Origin of the sequence: Streptomyces sp. NPDC050287, assembly GCF_044459385.1 — a bacterium.
In the GTDB taxonomy this organism is placed as follows: domain Bacteria; phylum Actinomycetota; class Actinomycetes; order Streptomycetales; family Streptomycetaceae; genus Streptomyces.
On sequence record NZ_JBITIY010000015.1, the window covers coordinates 48376 to 64728 of the forward strand.

Below are 16353 nucleotides of genomic sequence, written 5' to 3' on the forward strand. Positions count from 1 at the left end.
GCCGGGAGACCGGGAGACCGGGAGAGGGGACGGAGCCACACATCGATCGCGGCGGAGCCGCATGTCGATACAGCCCGCGCCCCTACGATCCGCCCTCCTCGCCCACCCGCCGCCGGTACACCTCGACCACCCTCTCCAGCGAGTCGTCCAGGTACACCGCGAGCAGTTTCTCCGCCTCGCGCTTGTCCCCTGCCTGGAGCGCCTGAAGGATCTGCTGGTTGCGGGCGAGGTACGGCTCGTGCAGTCGGCGCGGCTCGTCCACCACGTGGAAGGCGAGGCGCAGTTCCGCGAAGACGCTGCGCATCAGCTCGGCGGTGCGGTCGCTGCCGGCGAGCGCGACCAGCTCCCGGTGGAAGTGGATGTTGGCCGTGCCCAGCGTCTTCCAGTCGCCTTCCCGCGCCGCCCGCTGTCCTTCCGCCACGGCTTCCGCGAGGCCGTCCAGACCGTACGGCGGCTCACCGAGTCCTCGTACGACCGCACACTCGACCAGAGCGCGGGTGCGGTAGATGTCCTCGACGTCCTCGACGGTCAGCACCCGGACGAAGACGCCCCGGTTCAACTCGTGGACGAGCAGGCGCTCATGGGTGAGCAGCCGGAACGCCTCGCGCAGCGTGTTGCGGGAGACCCCGAGCGCGCCGCCGATGCTGTCCTCCGACAGCCGGGTTCCGGGCGGGAAGTATCCCTCGGCGATACGGCTCCTGAGGATGTCCGAGACCCGTTCGGCGGTGCTGGTACGGCCCAGGAGGGCGCGGTCGTCGGCCAGTGGGGCCATCTGCTCTGCCATGCCGGGAATTCAACCGCAGATACAAGGACGAAACAACGTGGGTATTGAAGAATCGTTCAACGATCCTCTACCTTGCTGGGAACGGCGCTGTCCCGCTCACGACGGCGCACCGGCTTCCGCACGGCCCGCTCGCTTTGCACGCACCCTCCGTCCTCCCTCTGCGAGGTGCTCATGAGCACGACCCCTCCGCCTCAGGAACTGACCACCGACACCCACACCGCGGCGCACGAACTGCCCGCCGACGACGGGGCCTTCGCCTGGCTGCGGGCGCTCGGTCCGCGCGGCCGCCGCGCCTTCGCCGGCGCCTTCGGCGGCTATGCCCTGGACTCGTACGACTACTTCACGCTGCCGCTGAGCATGGTCGCGCTGGCCGCGTACTTCGGCCTGGACAGCGGTCAGACCGGCCTGTTCACGACCGTCACGCTGGCGGCGTCCGGCATCGGCGGCGCCCTCGCGGGCGTGCTGGCCGACCGCGTCGGCCGGGTCAAGGCGCTGATGATCACGGTGATCATGTACGCGGTCTTCACCGTCGCCTGCGGCTTCGCGCCGAACTTCGAGTCGCTGCTGGTCTTCCGCGCCCTCCAGGGCCTCGGATTCGGCGGCGAGTGGGCGGTCGGCGCGATCCTGGTCGCCGAGTACGCCAGTACCAAACACCGGGGCCGCACCCTGGGCGCGATCCAGAGCTCCTGGGCCGTGGGCTGGGCGATGGCCGCGATCGTGTACACGGCGGTGTTCTCGTTCTTCGACGACGGCCTGGCCTGGCGCATCATGTTCTGGACCGGCGCACTGCCCGCGCTGCTCGTCATCTGGATGCGGCGCCGCGTGCAGGACGCGCCCGAGGCGGTCGCGGTGCGGGAGAAGAACGCCGGGAAGGGCTCCTTCAAGGCGATCTTCAAGCCCGGCCTGCGGCGTACGACGATCTTCGCGGGTCTGCTCTCCACCGGCGTCCAGGGCGGCTACTACACGCTCGCCACCTGGGTGCCGACGTACCTCAAGAGCGATCGCGGTCTGTCGGTCGTCAACACCGGTGGCTACCTGACGTTCCTGATCTCGGGTGCCTTCCTCGGCTACCTGACCGGCGGCTACCTCACCGACAAGCTCGGCCGGCGCCGCAACATCTGGCTCTTCGCCCTCCTGTCGGCCGTCAGCATCGTGGCGTACGGGAACATCCCCAGCGGTTCCAACACCCTGCTGCTGGTGCTCGGATTCCCCCTCGGGTTCTGCATGTCGGCGATCTTCAGCGGCTTCGGGTCCTACCTGAGCGAGCTGTACCCGACGGCGGTGCGCGGCGCCGGGCAGGGTTTCACGTACAACGCCGGCCGCGCCGTCGGTGCCGTCTTCCCCACCACGGTGGGCTTCCTGGCGGACAGTTGGGGTGTGGGCGGTGCGCTGATCTTCGGCGCGATCGGGTACGGCATCGCCGCCCTGGCCCTGCTGGGGCTGCCGGAGACGCGTGGAAAGGAGCTCGCGTGAACCGCACGGAAGGCCACCCTGTGATCGACCGCCCGCTCACCCTCGTCGACGAGCACGCGCACGCGTGGAGCCCGAAAGAGGCCCGGACCCGCTTCCGGGCGGGGCTCACGGGCCCCACCGCCGGAGTGGCGGCCGGCCACACCCAGGTCAACCTGATCTCGGTGCCCGCCGACTGGGCGTACGACATGCTGCTGTTCTGCCAGCGCAACCCCAAGCCGTGCCCGGTGCTCGACGTCACGGACGCCGGCTCCTGGTCGACGGTGCTCGCGGACGGCGCCGATCTGCGCACCGACCTGCCGCGCTACCGCGTGTGGCAGGACGGCGAACTGGTGGACGAGCCGACGGACGTGCGCGCGCACTGGCGCGACGACCTGGTGTCGTTCCTGATCGGCTGCAGCTTCACCTTCGAGTGGGCGCTGGCCGAGGCGGGCGTCCCGATCCGGCATATCGAGCAGGGCCGCAACGTTCCCATGTATGTGACCAGTCGCGCGTGCCGTCCGGCGGGGCGGCTGCACGGTCCGCTCGTGGTGTCCATGCGTCCGGTGCCGCCGCGGCATCTGGCGGCCGCCATCCGGGAGAGCAGTCTGCTCCCGGCGGTGCACGGCAGCCCCGTGCACTGCGGCGAGCCCTCGGGGCTCGGCATCGCCGACCTCGGCCGGCCCGACTTCGGGGATCCGGTGGACGCCGGACCGGACGACATCCCGGTGTTCTGGGCCTGCGGAGTGACCCCTCAGGCCGCGGTGATGGCCTCCCGCCCGCCGTTCGCCATCACCCACGCACCGGGCCAGATGTTCCTCACCGACGCCCGCGACGAGCAGTACCGCGTGGCCTGAGCAGGAGAGACCAAGGATGACCTCGATCGATCTCAACGCCGACCTCGGCGAGGGCTTCGGCCGCTGGCGGCTGACCGACGACGAGCAGCTGCTGACCGTCGTCACCAGCGCCAACGTGGCCTGCGGCTTCCACGCCGGGGACCCGGCCACCATGCGGCGCGTGTGCGCGCTGGCGGCCGAGCGCGGGGTACGGATCGGCGCGCAGGTCTCCTACCGGGACCTGGCGGGGTTCGGGCGGCGCGCGATGGACGTGCCGCCCGCCGAACTGGCGGCCGAGGTGGCCTACCAGATCGGCGCCCTGGAGGTGTTCGCACGCGCGGCGGGCTCCCGCGTGTCGTACGTCAAGCCGCACGGCGCGCTCTACAACCGGGTGGTGCACGACGAGGTGCAGGCCGCCGCGGTCGTGGACGGTGTGCTCCTCGCGGACGCCACGCTGCCCGTGCTCGGCCTGCCCGGCTCGCGCCTGCTGCACCTGGCCGACAAGGCGGGCCTGCCGCCCGTCACGGAAGCGTTCGCGGACCGCGCGTACACGGACCAGGGCACGCTCGTGCCGCGCGGCCAGAGCGGCGCCGTGGTGTCCGACCCCGAGGCCGTCGTGGAACGGTCGCTGGACCTGGCCCGCTCCGGCGAGGTCACCGCGCGCTCCGGGGCACGCATCGCGGTACGCGCACGGTCCCTGTGCCTGCACGGGGACACACCCGGCGCGGTGGACCTGGCCCGCCGGGTCCGGGAACGGCTGGAGACCTCGGGCGTCCGCGTGGAGGCCTTCGTATGAAAACCCTGCCCGTCGGCGACGACGCCCTGCTCGTGGAGGTGACCTCGGGCGAGGAGGCCCAGGCCCTGCACGCCGAGCTGGTGCGGCGCCGCGCTGAGGGCTCGCTCGCGGTCCGCGAGATCGTCCCCGCGGCCCGCACGGTCCTCCTCGACGGCCTCGACGACCCGGCCCGCCTCGCCACCGAGCTGTCCGCCGCCGAGGTCCCACCCGCTCCCCCACGCGCGCGGGACGCGATCGAACTCCCGGTGCGCTACGACGGCCCCGACCTCGCCGACGTCGCCGCCCACTGGGGCGTCGCCGAGCAGGAGGTGGCCCGGATCCACGCGGCCACCGAATTCACCGTCGCCTTCTGCGGATTCGCCCCCGGCTTCGGCTATCTCACCGGCCTGCCGGCCCGCTACCACGTCCCGCGCCGGGCCACTCCGCGCACGGCCGTCCCGGCGGGTTCGGTCGGGCTGGCGGGCCCGTACACGGGCGTCTACCCCCGCTCGTCGCCCGGCGGCTGGCAGCTGATCGCCACCACGGACGCCGTGCTGTGGGACCACGCGCGCGTACCGGCCGCGCTGCTGTCCCCGGGTACGCGCGTGCGGTTCGTTCCGGTGGGGCGGTCATGACGGACCGCGCGCTCGCCGTCGTCCGCGCCGGAGCCCTCACGACCGTCCAGGACCGGGGCCGCCCCGGCCACGCCCACCTCGGCGTGCCCCGCTCCGGCGCGCTGGACGCACCGGCGGCGGCGCTCGTCAACCGTCTGGTCGGCAACCGCCCCGAGGCCGCCGTCCTGGAGACCACCCTCAACGGCTGCACGCTCCGGCCCCGCTCGGAGGTCACCGTGGCCGTGGCGGGCGCGCCCTGCCCGGTGACCCTGGACGGCAGGCCGGTCGCCTGGGGTGCCCCGGTGCGGGTGTCCGCCGGCGCTCTCCTGGACGTCGGAACGGCCGTCTCGGGAGTACGCAGCTACGTGGGCGTGTCCGGCGGGCTCGCCGTCGAGGCGGTGCTCGGCAGCCGCTCCACGGACCTGCTGTCGGGCCTCGGGCCGCCCCCGCTCACGGACGGCGCGGTACTGCCCCTGGGGACCCCGGGGAGGCTCCACGCGCGCGTGGACGTCGCGCCCCAACCGGCGCCCCCGGCCGAACTCGTCCTGCGCGTGACCCTGGGCCCGCGCGACGACTGGTTCACGCCGGACGCCGTACGGGCCTTCACCGCCCGCACCTACCGGGTTTCCTCCGCGAGCAACCGCATCGGGCTGCGCACCGAAGGACCCGCCCTGGAGCGGGCCCTGACCGGCGAACTCCCCAGCGAGGGCATGGTGCTGGGCGCCATCCAGGTCCCGCCCGACGGCAGGCCTCTGGTCTTCCTCGCCGACCACCCGACCACCGGGGGGTACCCGGTGATCGCGGTCGTCCGCGCGGCCGACCTGCCGGCCGCCGCGCAGGCGGTGCCCGGCACGCCGGTACGGTTCGTGGCCGTACGCCGCCACTGAGCCCTCAGGCGGCGTCCGGCTGCTGCTCCCCCACCGAGAGCGCGGCGAGCGCCGCGGACACCGCCGCGGAGGTCCGCAGGTCGAGCCGGGCGCTCGTCCCGCGCGCGCGGTGCCGCAGTTCGTCGGCGGCGAGCGTCAGGAGCTGCGGCAGCAGATCGGTGCAGCGCCGGACCACCCAGCCGGTGCCGGCGGTGGCCAGCCACCACAGGCTCGCCGACCGGGTGGGGGCGGGGAACTCGGGCTCGGGAGAGGGCGCCGCTCCCGTCGCGAGGCCCCGTTCGGCGAGCAGCGCGTGGAAGCGTGCCGCCAGCTGCCGGTGGCCCCGCTCGCCGGGGTGCAGCCGGTCCGCGCTCCACATCGCGCGGTCGGTGAGCCACTCATCCTCGCAGGCGTGCAGATGCACGGCCCCGTACCGCCCGGACAGCGCGTGGACGACGGCGTTGACCGCCCGCTGCCGCCGGGCCAGCGGACGCGCCAGGGCACCCGGCAGCCCCAGCATCGCGCCCGGGTCGGGCAGACAGGCCGTGAGCAGGACGGCGCCCTGCTCGGTGAAGGCCGCGTAGACGGTGTCCAGGCGGGCGGCCACGGCCTGGATGTCGAAGGTGCAGCGCAGGGTGTCGTTGACGCCGATGACGACGGAGGCGATGTCGGGCCGCCGGGCCAGCGCACCGGGCAACTGCCGTTCCAGCACGTCACACGTCTGCGCGCCGCTCACCGCGAGGTTGGTGAACTCCACGTCCCCCTCGGCGATCCCGCCGGCGAGCAGCGCGGCCCAGCCGCGCCACCCCTCCCCGACGGGATCGCCCACCCCTTCGGTGAGCGAGTCTCCGAGCGCCACGAGACGCAGCGGTCTCATGTCACGCCCCCGGGCACGAAGGGCCTGCGCCCGGGCGCGGGAGGCCGCACGGAGGTCACCGCGTCGTGCGCGTGCAGGAAGGCCGCCACCGCGGTGTCCCAGCCGAAGCACTCCGCACGCGCGCGTGCGGTCTCCCGGCGCTCCTCGACGGGCCGGGCGAGCAGCAGTTCCACGGCGTCCGCGAAAGCGCCCCCGTGGTCCACCGCGACGGCTCCGGCGGAGCCGATCACCTCGGGCAGCGCGGACGAGGCGCTGACGACCACAGGCGTGCCGCAGGCCATCGCCTCCAGCGCCGCGAGCCCGAATGTCTCGGCGGGCCCCGGCGCCAGGCACACGTCGGCGGACGCCTGGAGCGCGCCCAGCACCCCGCGGTCGGAGACGTGTCCGAGGAAGGTCACCGGCAACCCGCGTTCCCTCGCCCGCTGTTCGAGCCGTGGTCGCAGCGGTCCGTCCCCGGCCACCACGAGCACCGCCCGCCGACCGCGCCGTAGCAGCGCCTCCAGGGCGTCCAGCGCGGTGCCGGGCCGCTTCTCCACGGACAGCCGGGTGCACGTCACCAGCAACACCTCGTCCCCGCGCGCGTGCCGGGCGCGCAGCCCCGGGTCGCGCAGCGCGGGGTGCCGCTGCACCAGGTCGACGCCGAGGGGCGCCCGGACGATGTTCCGTGCCCCGATCCGTACGAACTCCCGCTCGGCGAACTCCGTGGTGCACACCACGCGCGCGTAGGTGTGCGCCGTGCGGACGTTGAGCGCGTCGGCGGCACGCCGGGCCGCGCCCTCCGGCAGGCCCCAGGTGCGCAGCACGCCGTCGGCGGTCTCGTGGGAGACCATCACGGCGGGAACCCGGGCGCGTCGCGCCCACTTGCCGGTCCACCGCAGGGTCGTACGGTCGGAGACCTCCAGGCGGTCGGGGGCCAGGTCCTCCAGCAGGCCGGCCACGCGCCGCTTGTCGGTGAGGACGCGGTAGCCGCCGGTGCCGGGCAGCAGCGGCCCGGGAAGGGTGATCACCCGCCCCTGCTCGGTCTCACGGTCGCTCGCGCGCTCGCCGGGCACGATCAGCACCGGCTCGTGCCCAGCGGCCTTGAAGCCCTTGCCGAGCTCGCGCAGCGCGGTGCGCAGACCGCCGGACGCCGGCGCGACGAAGTTGGCCAGCCGCACTATGCGCAGGGCGCTCATGCGGCCACCACCGTCCTGCGCGCGGCGAGGACGTTCTCGTAGTGCCCGATCAGCTGGTCGCCGACGGCCGCCCAGGTGCGTCCCTCGACGGTCCTGCGCGCGGTGGCGCCGAACTCGGTGCGCAGGCCGGGAGTGGCCGCGAGGGTGCCCACGGCGTCACGTACGGCGTCCGCGTCGCGCGGCGGGACCAGCAGGCCGGTGCGCCCGTGGGCGACCAGGTCCAGCGGACCGCCGGCGGCGGGGGCGACGACGGGCACGCCGCTCGCCATGGCCTCCTGCACGGTCTGGCAGAAGGTCTCGAAGGGGCCGGTGTGCACGAAGACGTCCAGGGAGGCGAAGATCCGGGCCAGTTCGTCGCCGGTGCGGCGGCCGAGGAAGACGGCGCCCGGCAGGGCTTCGGTGAGCGAGGGCCGGCTGGGCCCGTCACCCACCACCACGACCCGGACACCGGCCAGGCCGCAGACACCGGACAGCAGCTCGACCTGCTTCTCGGGGGCGAGCCGGCCGACGTAGCCGACGATCAGCTCGCCGTTCGGGGCGAGTTCGCGGCGCAGCTCCGCGTCCCGCAGTCCGGGGTGGAAACGGGCGGTGTCGACGCCGCGCGCCCACAGCTTCACCCGGGGCACTCCGTGCGCCTCCAGGTCGTGCAGGGCCGGCCCGGACGGGGCGAGGGTGAGATCGGCGGCGGCATGGACGGAGCGGATACGGCGCCAGGCGGCCGCCTCGCCCGCGTGGACGTAGGTGCGGGCGTATCCGGCGAGGTCGGTCTGGTAGACGGCGACGGCGGGGATGCCGAGCCGGGCGGCGGCGGCCATGCCGCGGACGCCGAGGATGAAGGGGCTGGCCAGGTGGACGACGTCGGCACGGTGCTCGGCGATCGCCGCGGCCACGCGTCGGCTGGGGAGGGCGACGCGGACCTGGGGGTAGCCCGGGAGCGGGAGGGAGGGGACACGGATGACAGGGCAGGGCGCCAGGGCGTCGGCCCCGGGCCCGGAACCGGCCGCGGTGGCCGGCGCGACGACGAGCGGAGAGTGACCGCGATCTACGAGGTGCCGGGCGGTCTGGAGCGCGCAGTGGGCCACGCCGTTCACATCGGGGGGAAAGGATTCGGTCACGATGACGACACGCATACCCGTGTTGTCTCCGAGCTGGACGTGGCCGCGTCAACGTGGATCTGTCCGGACGAGGAACGGTCCATGAGCGTTGCGCGGCACACCCGAGCAGGTCAGGCCCCGTCCATGCCCGACCGGTCCGCGCGTCATCCCGCGTTCACCCAGCGGGTGCGCCGGTACCCGGACCGTTCACGGGAGGGCACACCTGAGCCAGATGCGATCACAGTCGGACGTCTCCGAAAGGGCGACGTTCACATGGCGGTCGCGTCCGGTCCGATCCGGCTGCGGACGGCGGTCTGGACCTCGGCCTCCTCGGCTGGATCCGCGGCGAGCCGTCGCAGACGCTCGACGACCCGGGCGTCACCGGTCTCGGCGTGCCGGGCGGCGATCTCCCGGGTGGTCTCCTCGCAGTCCCAGAGGCACTCGACGGCGAAGCCGGTGGCGAAGGAGGGGTCGGTGGCGGCGAGGGCACGGGCGGCCCGGCCGCGCAGATGGGACGAGGCGGTCTCGCGGTAGACATGGCGCAGCACAGGGGCGGCGCAGGCGATGCCGAGCCGTCCGGTGCCGTCGACGAGGGTCCACAGGGTCGGCGCGTCGGGTCCTTCGCCCCGTACGGCCTCCCGGAGGGCCGCGAGGACGAGTTCGCTGTCCTGGGCGCCGCCCCGGCAGGAGAGCATCCGGCCGGCCGCGGCGCCCAGGGGATCGGGTCGGCGGGCCCAGCCGCGCGCCCGCTCGACGGCCGCGACACTGCGCATGCGTTCGAAAGCGTCCACGGCGGCGTCCACGACGACCGCGGTACCGGTGATCACCGCCACCTCGATCAGGTCGAGGGCCTCGGGATCGTTGCTGTCGGCGAGATAGCGCAGCGCGGTACAGCGGGCACCGTCGGTGCCGTCCTGGGCGGCCCGGACGATCTCCGGCCGGTCCTCGGGTCCGGCGACGGCCACCAGACAGCGGGCGGCCGGCACATAGCGGGCCGCGCCGCGCTCCATCCCCTGCTGGGCCCAGTCGAAGACGGCCTGAACGCTCCACCCCGGGCGGGGCCCGCTCGGTCGCATCTGCCGTTGCCAGCGGTCGAAGCAGCCGGTCTCCTGGGCGGCACGCACGCGCGTGGCGATCGATTCGCGCGGGTCGTCCGCCCACAACCGCCAGGGCCGGGGCTCGAACGCGTCCCGCACGACGGCGGCCAGCTCGGCCTCGCCCTCGGCGTCGGTCGCGAACCGCGCCAGGACGGGCGCCGCCAGGGCACGCAGTCCGGCGTCGTCGTCGCGCAGCGCCAGTTCGTCCAGGGCCCAGGCCCAGTTGGAGCCGGCGGCGGCGTACCTGCGCAGCAGCGCGAGCGCGTCCCGCCGGCCGTACGAGGCGAGGTGGCCGAGGACCGCGAGGGCCAGCCCGGTGCGTGACTCCTCGGTGTCGAGTACGTCCTCGACGTCGAAGAGGTGGGCCTCGATCTCGTCCAGCTCGCCGTTCAGGTCGAGGAAGAGACGGGCGTAGTAGAGGGAGCGGTTCTCCACCTGCCAGTCGTGGCGGGGATCGTGCAGCACGCAGTGGTTCAGTGCCGCGAGCGCTTCGGCGCGCGGTGCGGTGAGCGCGTGCAGTGTGCCGTCGCCGCGGCCCCGCTGGAGCAGGCCGAGCAGCGTACCGCTGGGCGCTATGACCGGATCGAACATGGGAAACAGCCTCACATCAAGCGTCGACGCAACCGGGGACCTGCATTACCTGGCCGCGTGACAACACGTCGGGGCGCCCGCCGTTTCCTGCTTGCTGCAAGCCATCTTCCTCTGCCTCTCGTCGGTGGCCCATGCGGACCGTGTCACGGTCCGCGCGGTGCGGCGTCATCCGCCCAGCCATCACGTCCGTCAATCACGAGGTCATGATGACTCGGCAGTTCCATCCACCGCGACCGAAATTTCGGCGGCCCGTTACCGCCTCCCCCGTTCTGCGTGTCTGCCCTGGTCAGGGCAGGTGTTTCAGTGTGCGCCGAACAAATCGAGCAACTGCGTCCTGCCGAACATCCGGGCCGTGTCGACGGCCGACGGCGTGCCCGCCGCGGGATCGGCACCGGCCTCCAGAAGAGCCTCGATCACTTCTCCCTCGCCCTTGAAGACGGCCCCGGCGAGCGGGGTCTGTCCCCGGTCGTTGATCCGGTCGGCCTCGGCGCCCCGGGCGAGCAGGGCGCGTACGGCTTCGGCGTGGCCGTGGTACGCGGCGAGCATCACCAGGGAGTCGCCGCGGTCGTTGGTCAGGTTGGCCGGCACGCCCGCGTCCACGTACGCCACGAGCGCCTCGGTCTGCCCCCGCCGGGCCAGATCGAAGATCTTGGTCGCGAGCTCCACGACCTCGGGGTCGGGGGCTTCACTCATCGGCCGGACCGCCTCTCCATGCAACCGTTCAGGTGAATCGCCAGGGTACTGGCTCGGGCCGCACATGACCCGCGGCGCCGGAGGTAAAGATCACCGCGGGCCCGGGCGGGCACAGGAGCCCAGCCCAACCGGCCCAAGACGGCTCCACCACGCGGGGGAAATCACCCCTGATTCACCCAGTTGCACCTTTTATCGTATAGATACATGCTGTGATCCTGGAAGTACTCATGGTGACTGTCCCCGCGAACCAGGAGAGCCCAAATGATCCTGTCCATCTCAGGCGTGGTCCTGCTCGGCATCATCGTCTTCCTCTTCTTCCGCAAGGACGGCCTCAAGGCCTCGCACGCCATGGTCTCGGTGCTGTTCGGCTTCTATCTGGCGAGCACGGCCATCGCTCCGAGCATCAAGGCCGGCGGCGAGAGCCTGGCGAGCCTCCTCGGCGGAATCAAGTTCTGACGCCCCACGCCCGTACGCACATCAGGAGACAGCAGTGGCCCGGCGCCCCCTCCCCCGCATCCTGAGCACAGGCAGCGCGCAGATCGCCCGGAGCCGGGAGCTGGCCCGGACGGCGGCCGACAGCGCCACCGACGTCCTCCACCCGCTGATCACGATCACCCGCGGGCTGCGGCGGCTGGCATCGGCCGGGTGGCGCAGGTGGACCGACACTCCCAAGGACAAGCGCGGGCCGCTGCTGTTCCTGGTGGCATCGGTGATCCTTGTGGTGGCCCTCGTTCCGTACGGCCCGCTGCTCGCCGTCATCACCCTGATGGCGGCGGCAGCCTGGCAGGGCCGGGACCGCGGGCAGGCGGAGCAGGAGGGCCCCGACGAGTCGCAGACCCAACGACTCCAGTCACTGTACGAGGCCCTCGTCCCGTACTTCTCGACCGCCGAGGACCCGGCACCGCTGTACGCGCACGGCGGCGACTGGGAGAAGGTGTTCCCCGCGTACGAGTTCGACGAGACGGGCCGCACCACCCACCTCGTGATCCGCTACCCGGCGTACTTCACCGACGGCGAGGCGGAGTCCCGCGCCCGCATCGAGCAGTTGCTGCACGCCAAGTCGGGTCGTGGCCGCGAGTACCGCTTCGCCTGGGACGAGGAGGGCAACCACCTCACGGTCACCGCCCTGCCCCCGCTGCCCACCGACATCGCCGCCCAGCGATTCGTCACCGCCCCCGGCGAGACGGTGCTCGGCTTCACCGACCCCTCGGAGGTCCAGCGCAGGCTCCCCCTCGCCTACGGTGAGCAGCAGCGCGATGTCCCCCCGGTCGTCTGGCGCACCGGCATCCGCTCCACCGAGCCGCATCTGCTGGTCGTGGGGCAGCCGGGCAGCGGCACCTCGACCCTGCTCCGCTCGATCGCCCTCCAGGCCCTGCGGTACGGCGACGTGGTGATCGTCGAGGGCGGCGGCACCGGTGAGTACGCCTGCCTCACCGGCCGGGACGGCGTCCTCGCGGTCGAGTGCGGACTGGCCGGGGCACTGGCCAGTCTGGAGTGGGCGGCGACGGAGACGGAGCGGCGCCTGATCGCGGCCAACCGGGCCCGGCAGGCGGGCGATCCACCGCCGGACGACACCAGACGGCCGCTCTGGCTCCTGCTGGACCGCCCGAGCGCGTTCACCCACATCGCCCTTGCCGACGGCCGTGAGGAACCGCAGTCCCTGCTCCAGGTCCCCCTCCGGCACGGCCGCGCGGCGAACGTCACGGTGGTCGTCGCCGAGCAGTTCGACACCACGGACACCCTCAGCGACGCGGTACACCGGCACACACGCGCGCGGGTCGTGCTCGGCCCGGCCACCGGCCGGCAACTGGAGGCGGTCCTGGGCATGCGCCCGCCCACCACCCCGGTCACCCACGTCCCACCCGGCCGCGGCTACGCCCGCCTCGGCACCGGCCCGGTCCACCGCCTCCAGGTCCCGTCCGCCCCGGACCCGTACGACGAGGCCACCAGCGACACGGACCGCCAGGCGGTCCTGGCGCTCCTGCCCCCCAGGACGACACCGGCGGACGGGGAGAACCTGCCCGGAGTGAAAACGGCCGCCGAGGAAGTGGCGGCGGAGGCGGCTCCTGCGGGGGCGGTGACGAGCAAGGCGGTTCCAGTGGAGACGGTTCCGGCGGAGGCGGTCACGACGGGAGCAGTAGCGGCGGAGGCGGTCACGACGGGAGCGGCTCCGGCGAAGGCGGCAACGACCGAAGCAGTAGCGGCGGAGACTTCATAGCCGTCATCGCCGCCATCGCCACAGCTGTGGGCAGTCGGGCCGCTGGGGCGATGAGGGGGCAGTCATGCCGCGGGGGCGACCAGGCTCCCGCACCCGAGCCGAAGCGGCGCGTGAAGGAGGGTGGGCTCGGCGGCAGCCCGCCGGAGCGGGCAGGCGAACCGACCCGCCCGCATGAACCCCGTTTCACCCTCGGCCCCGTCCGCACGAACCCCGCCCCCGCTCACGCCACAAACGTACGAGGCGCCTCCCCGGCCCCGGACCCCCCGCTCTCCACCAGCCGCGCCGCCGCGGCCAACCGCACCGCCGCCTCCTCAGCCACCGCACCCCCCACGGTGAACGGCAACCGCACATACCCCTCGAAGGCCCCGTCGACCCCGAAGCGGGGCCCGGACGGCACCCGTACCCCGACCCGCTCCCCCACCTCCGCGAGCCGCGACCCGGACAGCCCGCCCGCCCGCACCCACAGCGTCAACCCACCCTGCGGCACCTCGAACTCCCACGCCGGCAGTTCCCTGCGTACCGCCGCCACCAGCGCGTCCCGGTTGTCCCGCGCCTGCTCCCGCCGCACCTCCACGGCCTTCGCCCAGCCCCCCGTGCTGAACAGCCAGTTCACCGCCAGCTGCTCCAGCACCGGGGTGCCCAGATCGGCGTACGCCCGCGCGGCGACCAGGCTGCGGATGACGTCCGGTGCCGCCCGCACCCACCCGATCCGCATCCCCGCCCAGAACGCCTTGCTGGCCGACCCGACGGTGATCACCGTGGACCCGGCCGGGTCGAAGGCGCACACGGGCCGCGGCATCACCCCCGCGATCTCCTCGTCCAGCCACAGTTCACTCATGGTCTCGTCGGCGACCAGCACCGTCCCCGCCGACCGCGCCGCCTCCACCAGCCGCCGCCGCTGGTCCTCGTCGGCGAGCGCGCCGGTCGGGTTGTGGAAGTCGGCGACGACGTACGCCAGCCGGGGCGCCGCGTCCCGCAGCACCTGACGCCAGCGGTCCATGTCCCATCCGGTCAGCCCCTCGGCCATGGCGACGGGCACGAGCCGGGCACCCGCCTCCCGCATCAGCTGGAGGATGTTGGCGTACGACGGCGACTCGACGGCGATACGTTCACCCCGCCCCGCGAACAGATGGCAGATCGCGTCGATGGCGCCCATCGCCCCGGTCGTCACCATGATCTGCTCGGGCATCGTCGGGATCCCGCGCGCGCTGTACCGCTCGGCGATCATCGCGCGCAGGGCGGGCAGCCCCGCCGGATAGTCCCCGTGGGTGTGGGCGTACGGCGGCAGCTCCTCAAGGGCCCCTTGCACGGCGCGGGTCAGCCACGGCTCGGGCGCCGGAAGCGCCGCGCAGCCGAGGTCGATCATGGAGCCGAGGGCCTCCGGCGGGAGGGGCTCCAGGCCGCGGGCGGGCAGCGGGTTGCCCGCCGGTACCGCCGTCCAGCTGCCGGCTCCCCGCCGGGACTCCAGGAATCCTTCGGTGCGCAGCGCCTCATAGGCGGCGGCGACCGTCGTACGGCTGACGGACAGGGCCAGCGCCAGTTCGCGTTCGGCGGGCAGCCGGGCGGCCACCGGCACGCGCCCTTCGAGGACCAGCAGGCGGATGCCGTCGGCCAGCGCCCGGTAGGCCGGCGGGCGGCGCGTGCCAGGGCCGGCCGGGCGGTCCTGCTGGGAGTTGAGCAGCCGGGCCAGCTGCACCGCGCCCATCGCCGAGGTCCACTGCGCCATGGAAATCAGTCCACCTTCCCCGAATTGGCCATGGATGATGTCTCCACCCACACCTCAGGGTGTCACGAGTCAGGCCACTACCACCACTGGGGGACCTCTTGTCCACGAACAGCCCGGGCCGCTTCGGGCGACGACTGATCCAGCTGTACGCCGGTCTCGCGCTGTACGGGGCGAGTGCCGCCCTCCTGGTGGAGGCGGGACTGGGCCTGGAGCCCTGGGGTGTGCTGCACCAGGGCCTGTCCGAACTCACCGGCCTGTCGATCGGGGTCGTCTCGATCGTCGTCGGCGCGGTGGTGCTGGTGCTGTGGATCCCGCTGCGCCAGCGCCCCGGACTGGGCACGGTCTCGAACGTCTTCGTGGTCGGCCTCGCGATGGACGGCACCCTCGCCCTGATCCCTGAAACGCACACCCTCGCCGTACGGATCCCCCTCCTCCTCGGCGGCATCCTGCTCAACGGCGCGGCCACCGGCCTCTACATCACCGCCCGCTTCGGCCCCGGCCCCCGGGACGGGCTGATGACCGGCCTGCATCAGCGCACCGGCCGCTCGATCCGCCTGATGCGGACCGCCGTGGAGGCGGCGGTCGTCGTGACCGGCTTCGCCCTGGGCGGCACCCTCGGCGTCGGCACCCTGCTGTACGCGGTGGCGATCGGCCCGCTCGCCCAGCTCTTCCTGCGGGTCTTCGCCGTCCCCTCGGCATCCGGCAGTAGCACGGTCGTTGCCGCCGGGCCACCACAGGGAGCGATACTGCGACCGTGACCCCCCGGATACGCCATCCCTACCTCGACCATCCCGGCCCCATAGCCTTCGCCCACCGCGGTGGAGCGGCCGACGGTCTGGAGAACACCGCCCTGCAGTTCCGGCGCGCGGTCGAGGCGGGCTACCGCTACCTGGAGACCGACGTCCACGCCACCGTCGACGGCAGGCTCGTCGCGTTCCACGACGCGACCCTGGACCGGCTCACGGACGGCGCGGGCCGGATCGCGGACCTGCCGTGGAAGGACGTACGGCACGCGCGCGTGGCGGGCAAGGAACCGGTCCCCCTCTTCGAGGAGCTCCTGGAGACCTTTCCCGACGCCCGCTGGAACGTCGACGTCAAGGCGGAGCCCGCCCTCCTCCCCTTCCTGGAGCTGATCGAGCGCACCGGCTCCTGGGACCGGATCTGCCTCGGCTCCTTCGAGGAGGCGCGCGTGGTCCGTGCCCAGCGGCTGGCCGGTCCGCGCCTGGCCACGTCGTACGGCACCCGTGGGGTGCTCGGACTGCGGCTGCGTTCCTGGGGGATGCCGGCCCGGGTACGCCGGTCGGCGGTGGCAGCACAGGTACCTGAGGCGCAGTCCGGCATCCAGGTGGTGGACCACCGCTTCCTGCGCACCGCCCACGCGCTCGGGCTCCAGGTGCACGTGTGGACGGTCAACGAACCCGAGCGCATGCACCGGCTTCTGGATCTGGGAGTCGATGGCATCATGACCGATCACATCGACACACTGCGCAAGGTCATGGAGGACCGGGGCGTCTGGGTCTGAGACCCGGGGCGCTCGTCCCGCCGCCCTCGCGCGGGG

At 73.4% G+C, this 16353-nt stretch carries 16 protein-coding genes; 9 read left to right on the forward strand and 7 right to left on the reverse strand.

Features of this window, described 5'->3' with window-relative positions:
- Positions 1 to 82 precede the first annotated feature (82 nt).
- Positions 83 to 784, reverse strand: coding sequence for a GntR family transcriptional regulator (locus ACIBK3_RS37940; protein ID WP_399372416.1), 702 nt, complete (start codon positions 782 to 784; stop codon positions 83 to 85).
- Between the two features lie 171 nt (positions 785 to 955).
- Here ACIBK3_RS37940 and ACIBK3_RS37945 point away from each other — a divergent pair, with 171 nt between their 5' ends.
- The 5 genes from ACIBK3_RS37945 to ACIBK3_RS37965 are packed head-to-tail and all read left to right on the forward strand — an operon-like array spanning position 956 to position 5345.
- Positions 956 to 2257, forward strand: coding sequence for an MFS transporter (locus ACIBK3_RS37945; protein WP_399372418.1), 1302 nt, complete (start codon positions 956 to 958; stop codon positions 2255 to 2257).
- Complete coding sequence (locus ACIBK3_RS37950; RefSeq protein WP_399372419.1) at positions 2254 to 3090, forward strand: putative hydro-lyase; 837 nt, start codon at positions 2254 to 2256, stop codon at positions 3088 to 3090. The genes ACIBK3_RS37945 and ACIBK3_RS37950 overlap by 4 nt, the downstream gene beginning before the upstream one ends.
- Positions 3091 to 3106: 16 nt before the next feature.
- A complete protein-coding gene (locus ACIBK3_RS37955) occupies positions 3107 to 3865 on the forward strand; it encodes a LamB/YcsF family protein (RefSeq protein ID WP_399372421.1) in 759 nt (252 codons plus the stop codon).
- Positions 3862 to 4479, forward strand: a complete 618-nt coding sequence (gene pxpB, locus ACIBK3_RS37960) for a 5-oxoprolinase subunit PxpB (protein ID WP_399372422.1) — start codon at positions 3862 to 3864, stop codon at positions 4477 to 4479. Before ACIBK3_RS37955 ends, pxpB begins: the two co-directional genes overlap by 4 nt.
- Positions 4476 to 5345 (forward strand): biotin-dependent carboxyltransferase family protein, encoded by an 870-nt coding sequence (locus ACIBK3_RS37965; protein WP_399372423.1) that lies wholly within the window; start codon positions 4476 to 4478, stop codon positions 5343 to 5345. Before pxpB ends, ACIBK3_RS37965 begins: the two co-directional genes overlap by 4 nt.
- Positions 5346 to 5349: 4 nt before the next feature.
- Here ACIBK3_RS37965 and ACIBK3_RS37970 read toward each other — a convergent pair whose 3' ends face one another.
- The 5 genes from ACIBK3_RS37970 to ACIBK3_RS37990 all read right to left on the reverse strand — a co-directional run bounded on the left by ACIBK3_RS37970 (position 5350) and on the right by ACIBK3_RS37990 (position 10851).
- Positions 5350 to 6201: an SGNH/GDSL hydrolase family protein gene (locus tag ACIBK3_RS37970; protein WP_399372425.1), complete on the reverse strand. Its 852-nt coding sequence runs from the start codon at positions 6199 to 6201 to the stop codon at positions 5350 to 5352.
- The gene (locus ACIBK3_RS37975) at positions 6198 to 7376 is read right to left on the reverse strand and encodes a glycosyltransferase (RefSeq protein WP_399372427.1); all 1179 of its coding nucleotides are present in this window, start codon (positions 7374 to 7376) and stop codon (positions 6198 to 6200) included. The genes ACIBK3_RS37970 and ACIBK3_RS37975 overlap by 4 nt, the downstream gene beginning before the upstream one ends.
- Positions 7373 to 8506, reverse strand: a complete 1134-nt coding sequence (locus tag ACIBK3_RS37980) for a glycosyltransferase family 4 protein (RefSeq protein WP_399372428.1) — start codon at positions 8504 to 8506, stop codon at positions 7373 to 7375. Before ACIBK3_RS37980 ends, ACIBK3_RS37975 begins: the two co-directional genes overlap by 4 nt.
- Positions 8507 to 8739: 233 nt before the next feature.
- Complete coding sequence (locus tag ACIBK3_RS37985) at positions 8740 to 10158, reverse strand: HEAT repeat domain-containing protein (RefSeq protein WP_399372430.1); 1419 nt, start codon at positions 10156 to 10158, stop codon at positions 8740 to 8742.
- Between the two features lie 300 nt (positions 10159 to 10458).
- A complete protein-coding gene (locus tag ACIBK3_RS37990) occupies positions 10459 to 10851 on the reverse strand; it encodes an ankyrin repeat domain-containing protein (protein ID WP_399372431.1) in 393 nt (130 codons plus the stop codon).
- Positions 10852 to 11112: 261 nt separating this feature from the next.
- Here ACIBK3_RS37990 and ACIBK3_RS37995 point away from each other — a divergent pair, with 261 nt between their 5' ends.
- Both ACIBK3_RS37995 and ACIBK3_RS38000 read left to right on the forward strand, forming a co-directional pair.
- A complete protein-coding gene (locus tag ACIBK3_RS37995; RefSeq protein ID WP_388351916.1) occupies positions 11113 to 11307 on the forward strand; it encodes a hypothetical protein in 195 nt (64 codons plus the stop codon).
- Between the two features lie 34 nt (positions 11308 to 11341).
- Complete coding sequence (locus ACIBK3_RS38000; RefSeq protein WP_399372433.1) at positions 11342 to 13069, forward strand: hypothetical protein; 1728 nt, start codon at positions 11342 to 11344, stop codon at positions 13067 to 13069.
- Between the two features lie 220 nt (positions 13070 to 13289).
- On the opposite strand, the gene ACIBK3_RS38005 is transcribed toward ACIBK3_RS38000, so the two are convergent.
- Positions 13290 to 14795, reverse strand: coding sequence for a PLP-dependent aminotransferase family protein (locus ACIBK3_RS38005; protein ID WP_399372434.1), 1506 nt, complete (start codon positions 14793 to 14795; stop codon positions 13290 to 13292).
- A gap of 98 nt (positions 14796 to 14893) precedes the next feature.
- Between ACIBK3_RS38005 and ACIBK3_RS38010 the strand changes: the two genes are divergently transcribed.
- Both ACIBK3_RS38010 and ACIBK3_RS38015 read left to right on the forward strand, forming a co-directional pair.
- Positions 14894 to 15553 carry a YitT family protein gene (locus ACIBK3_RS38010; protein WP_399372435.1) on the forward strand — a complete coding sequence of 220 codons (660 nt, stop codon included), beginning with the start codon at positions 14894 to 14896 and terminating at the stop codon, positions 15551 to 15553.
- Positions 15550 to 16317, forward strand: a complete 768-nt coding sequence (locus tag ACIBK3_RS38015) for a glycerophosphodiester phosphodiesterase (protein WP_399372437.1) — start codon at positions 15550 to 15552, stop codon at positions 16315 to 16317. The genes ACIBK3_RS38010 and ACIBK3_RS38015 overlap by 4 nt, the downstream gene beginning before the upstream one ends.
- Positions 16318 to 16353 lie beyond the last annotated feature (36 nt).

Bases quoted from the DNA above. Each gene is read 5' to 3' on its own strand.
- ACIBK3_RS37940 (WP_399372416.1), bottom strand. From the start codon at position 784: ATGGCAGAGCAGATGGCCCCACTGGCCGACGACCGCGCCCTCCTGGGC.
- ACIBK3_RS37945 (WP_399372418.1), top strand. From the start codon at position 956: ATGAGCACGACCCCTCCGCCTCAGGAACTGACCACCGACACCCACACC.
- ACIBK3_RS37955 (WP_399372421.1), top strand. From the start codon at position 3,107: ATGACCTCGATCGATCTCAACGCCGACCTCGGCGAGGGCTTCGGCCGC.
- pxpB (WP_399372422.1), top strand. From the start codon at position 3,862: ATGAAAACCCTGCCCGTCGGCGACGACGCCCTGCTCGTGGAGGTGACC.
- ACIBK3_RS37965 (WP_399372423.1), top strand. From the start codon at position 4,476: ATGACGGACCGCGCGCTCGCCGTCGTCCGCGCCGGAGCCCTCACGACC.
- ACIBK3_RS37970 (WP_399372425.1), bottom strand. From the start codon at position 6,201: ATGAGACCGCTGCGTCTCGTGGCGCTCGGAGACTCGCTCACCGAAGGG.
- ACIBK3_RS37975 (WP_399372427.1), bottom strand. From the start codon at position 7,376: ATGAGCGCCCTGCGCATAGTGCGGCTGGCCAACTTCGTCGCGCCGGCG.
- ACIBK3_RS37980 (WP_399372428.1), bottom strand. From the start codon at position 8,506: ATGCGTGTCGTCATCGTGACCGAATCCTTTCCCCCCGATGTGAACGGC.
- ACIBK3_RS37985 (WP_399372430.1), bottom strand. From the start codon at position 10,158: ATGTTCGATCCGGTCATAGCGCCCAGCGGTACGCTGCTCGGCCTGCTC.
- ACIBK3_RS37990 (WP_399372431.1), bottom strand. From the start codon at position 10,851: ATGAGTGAAGCCCCCGACCCCGAGGTCGTGGAGCTCGCGACCAAGATC.
- ACIBK3_RS37995 (WP_388351916.1), top strand. From the start codon at position 11,113: ATGATCCTGTCCATCTCAGGCGTGGTCCTGCTCGGCATCATCGTCTTC.
- ACIBK3_RS38005 (WP_399372434.1), bottom strand. From the start codon at position 14,795: ATGGCGCAGTGGACCTCGGCGATGGGCGCGGTGCAGCTGGCCCGGCTG.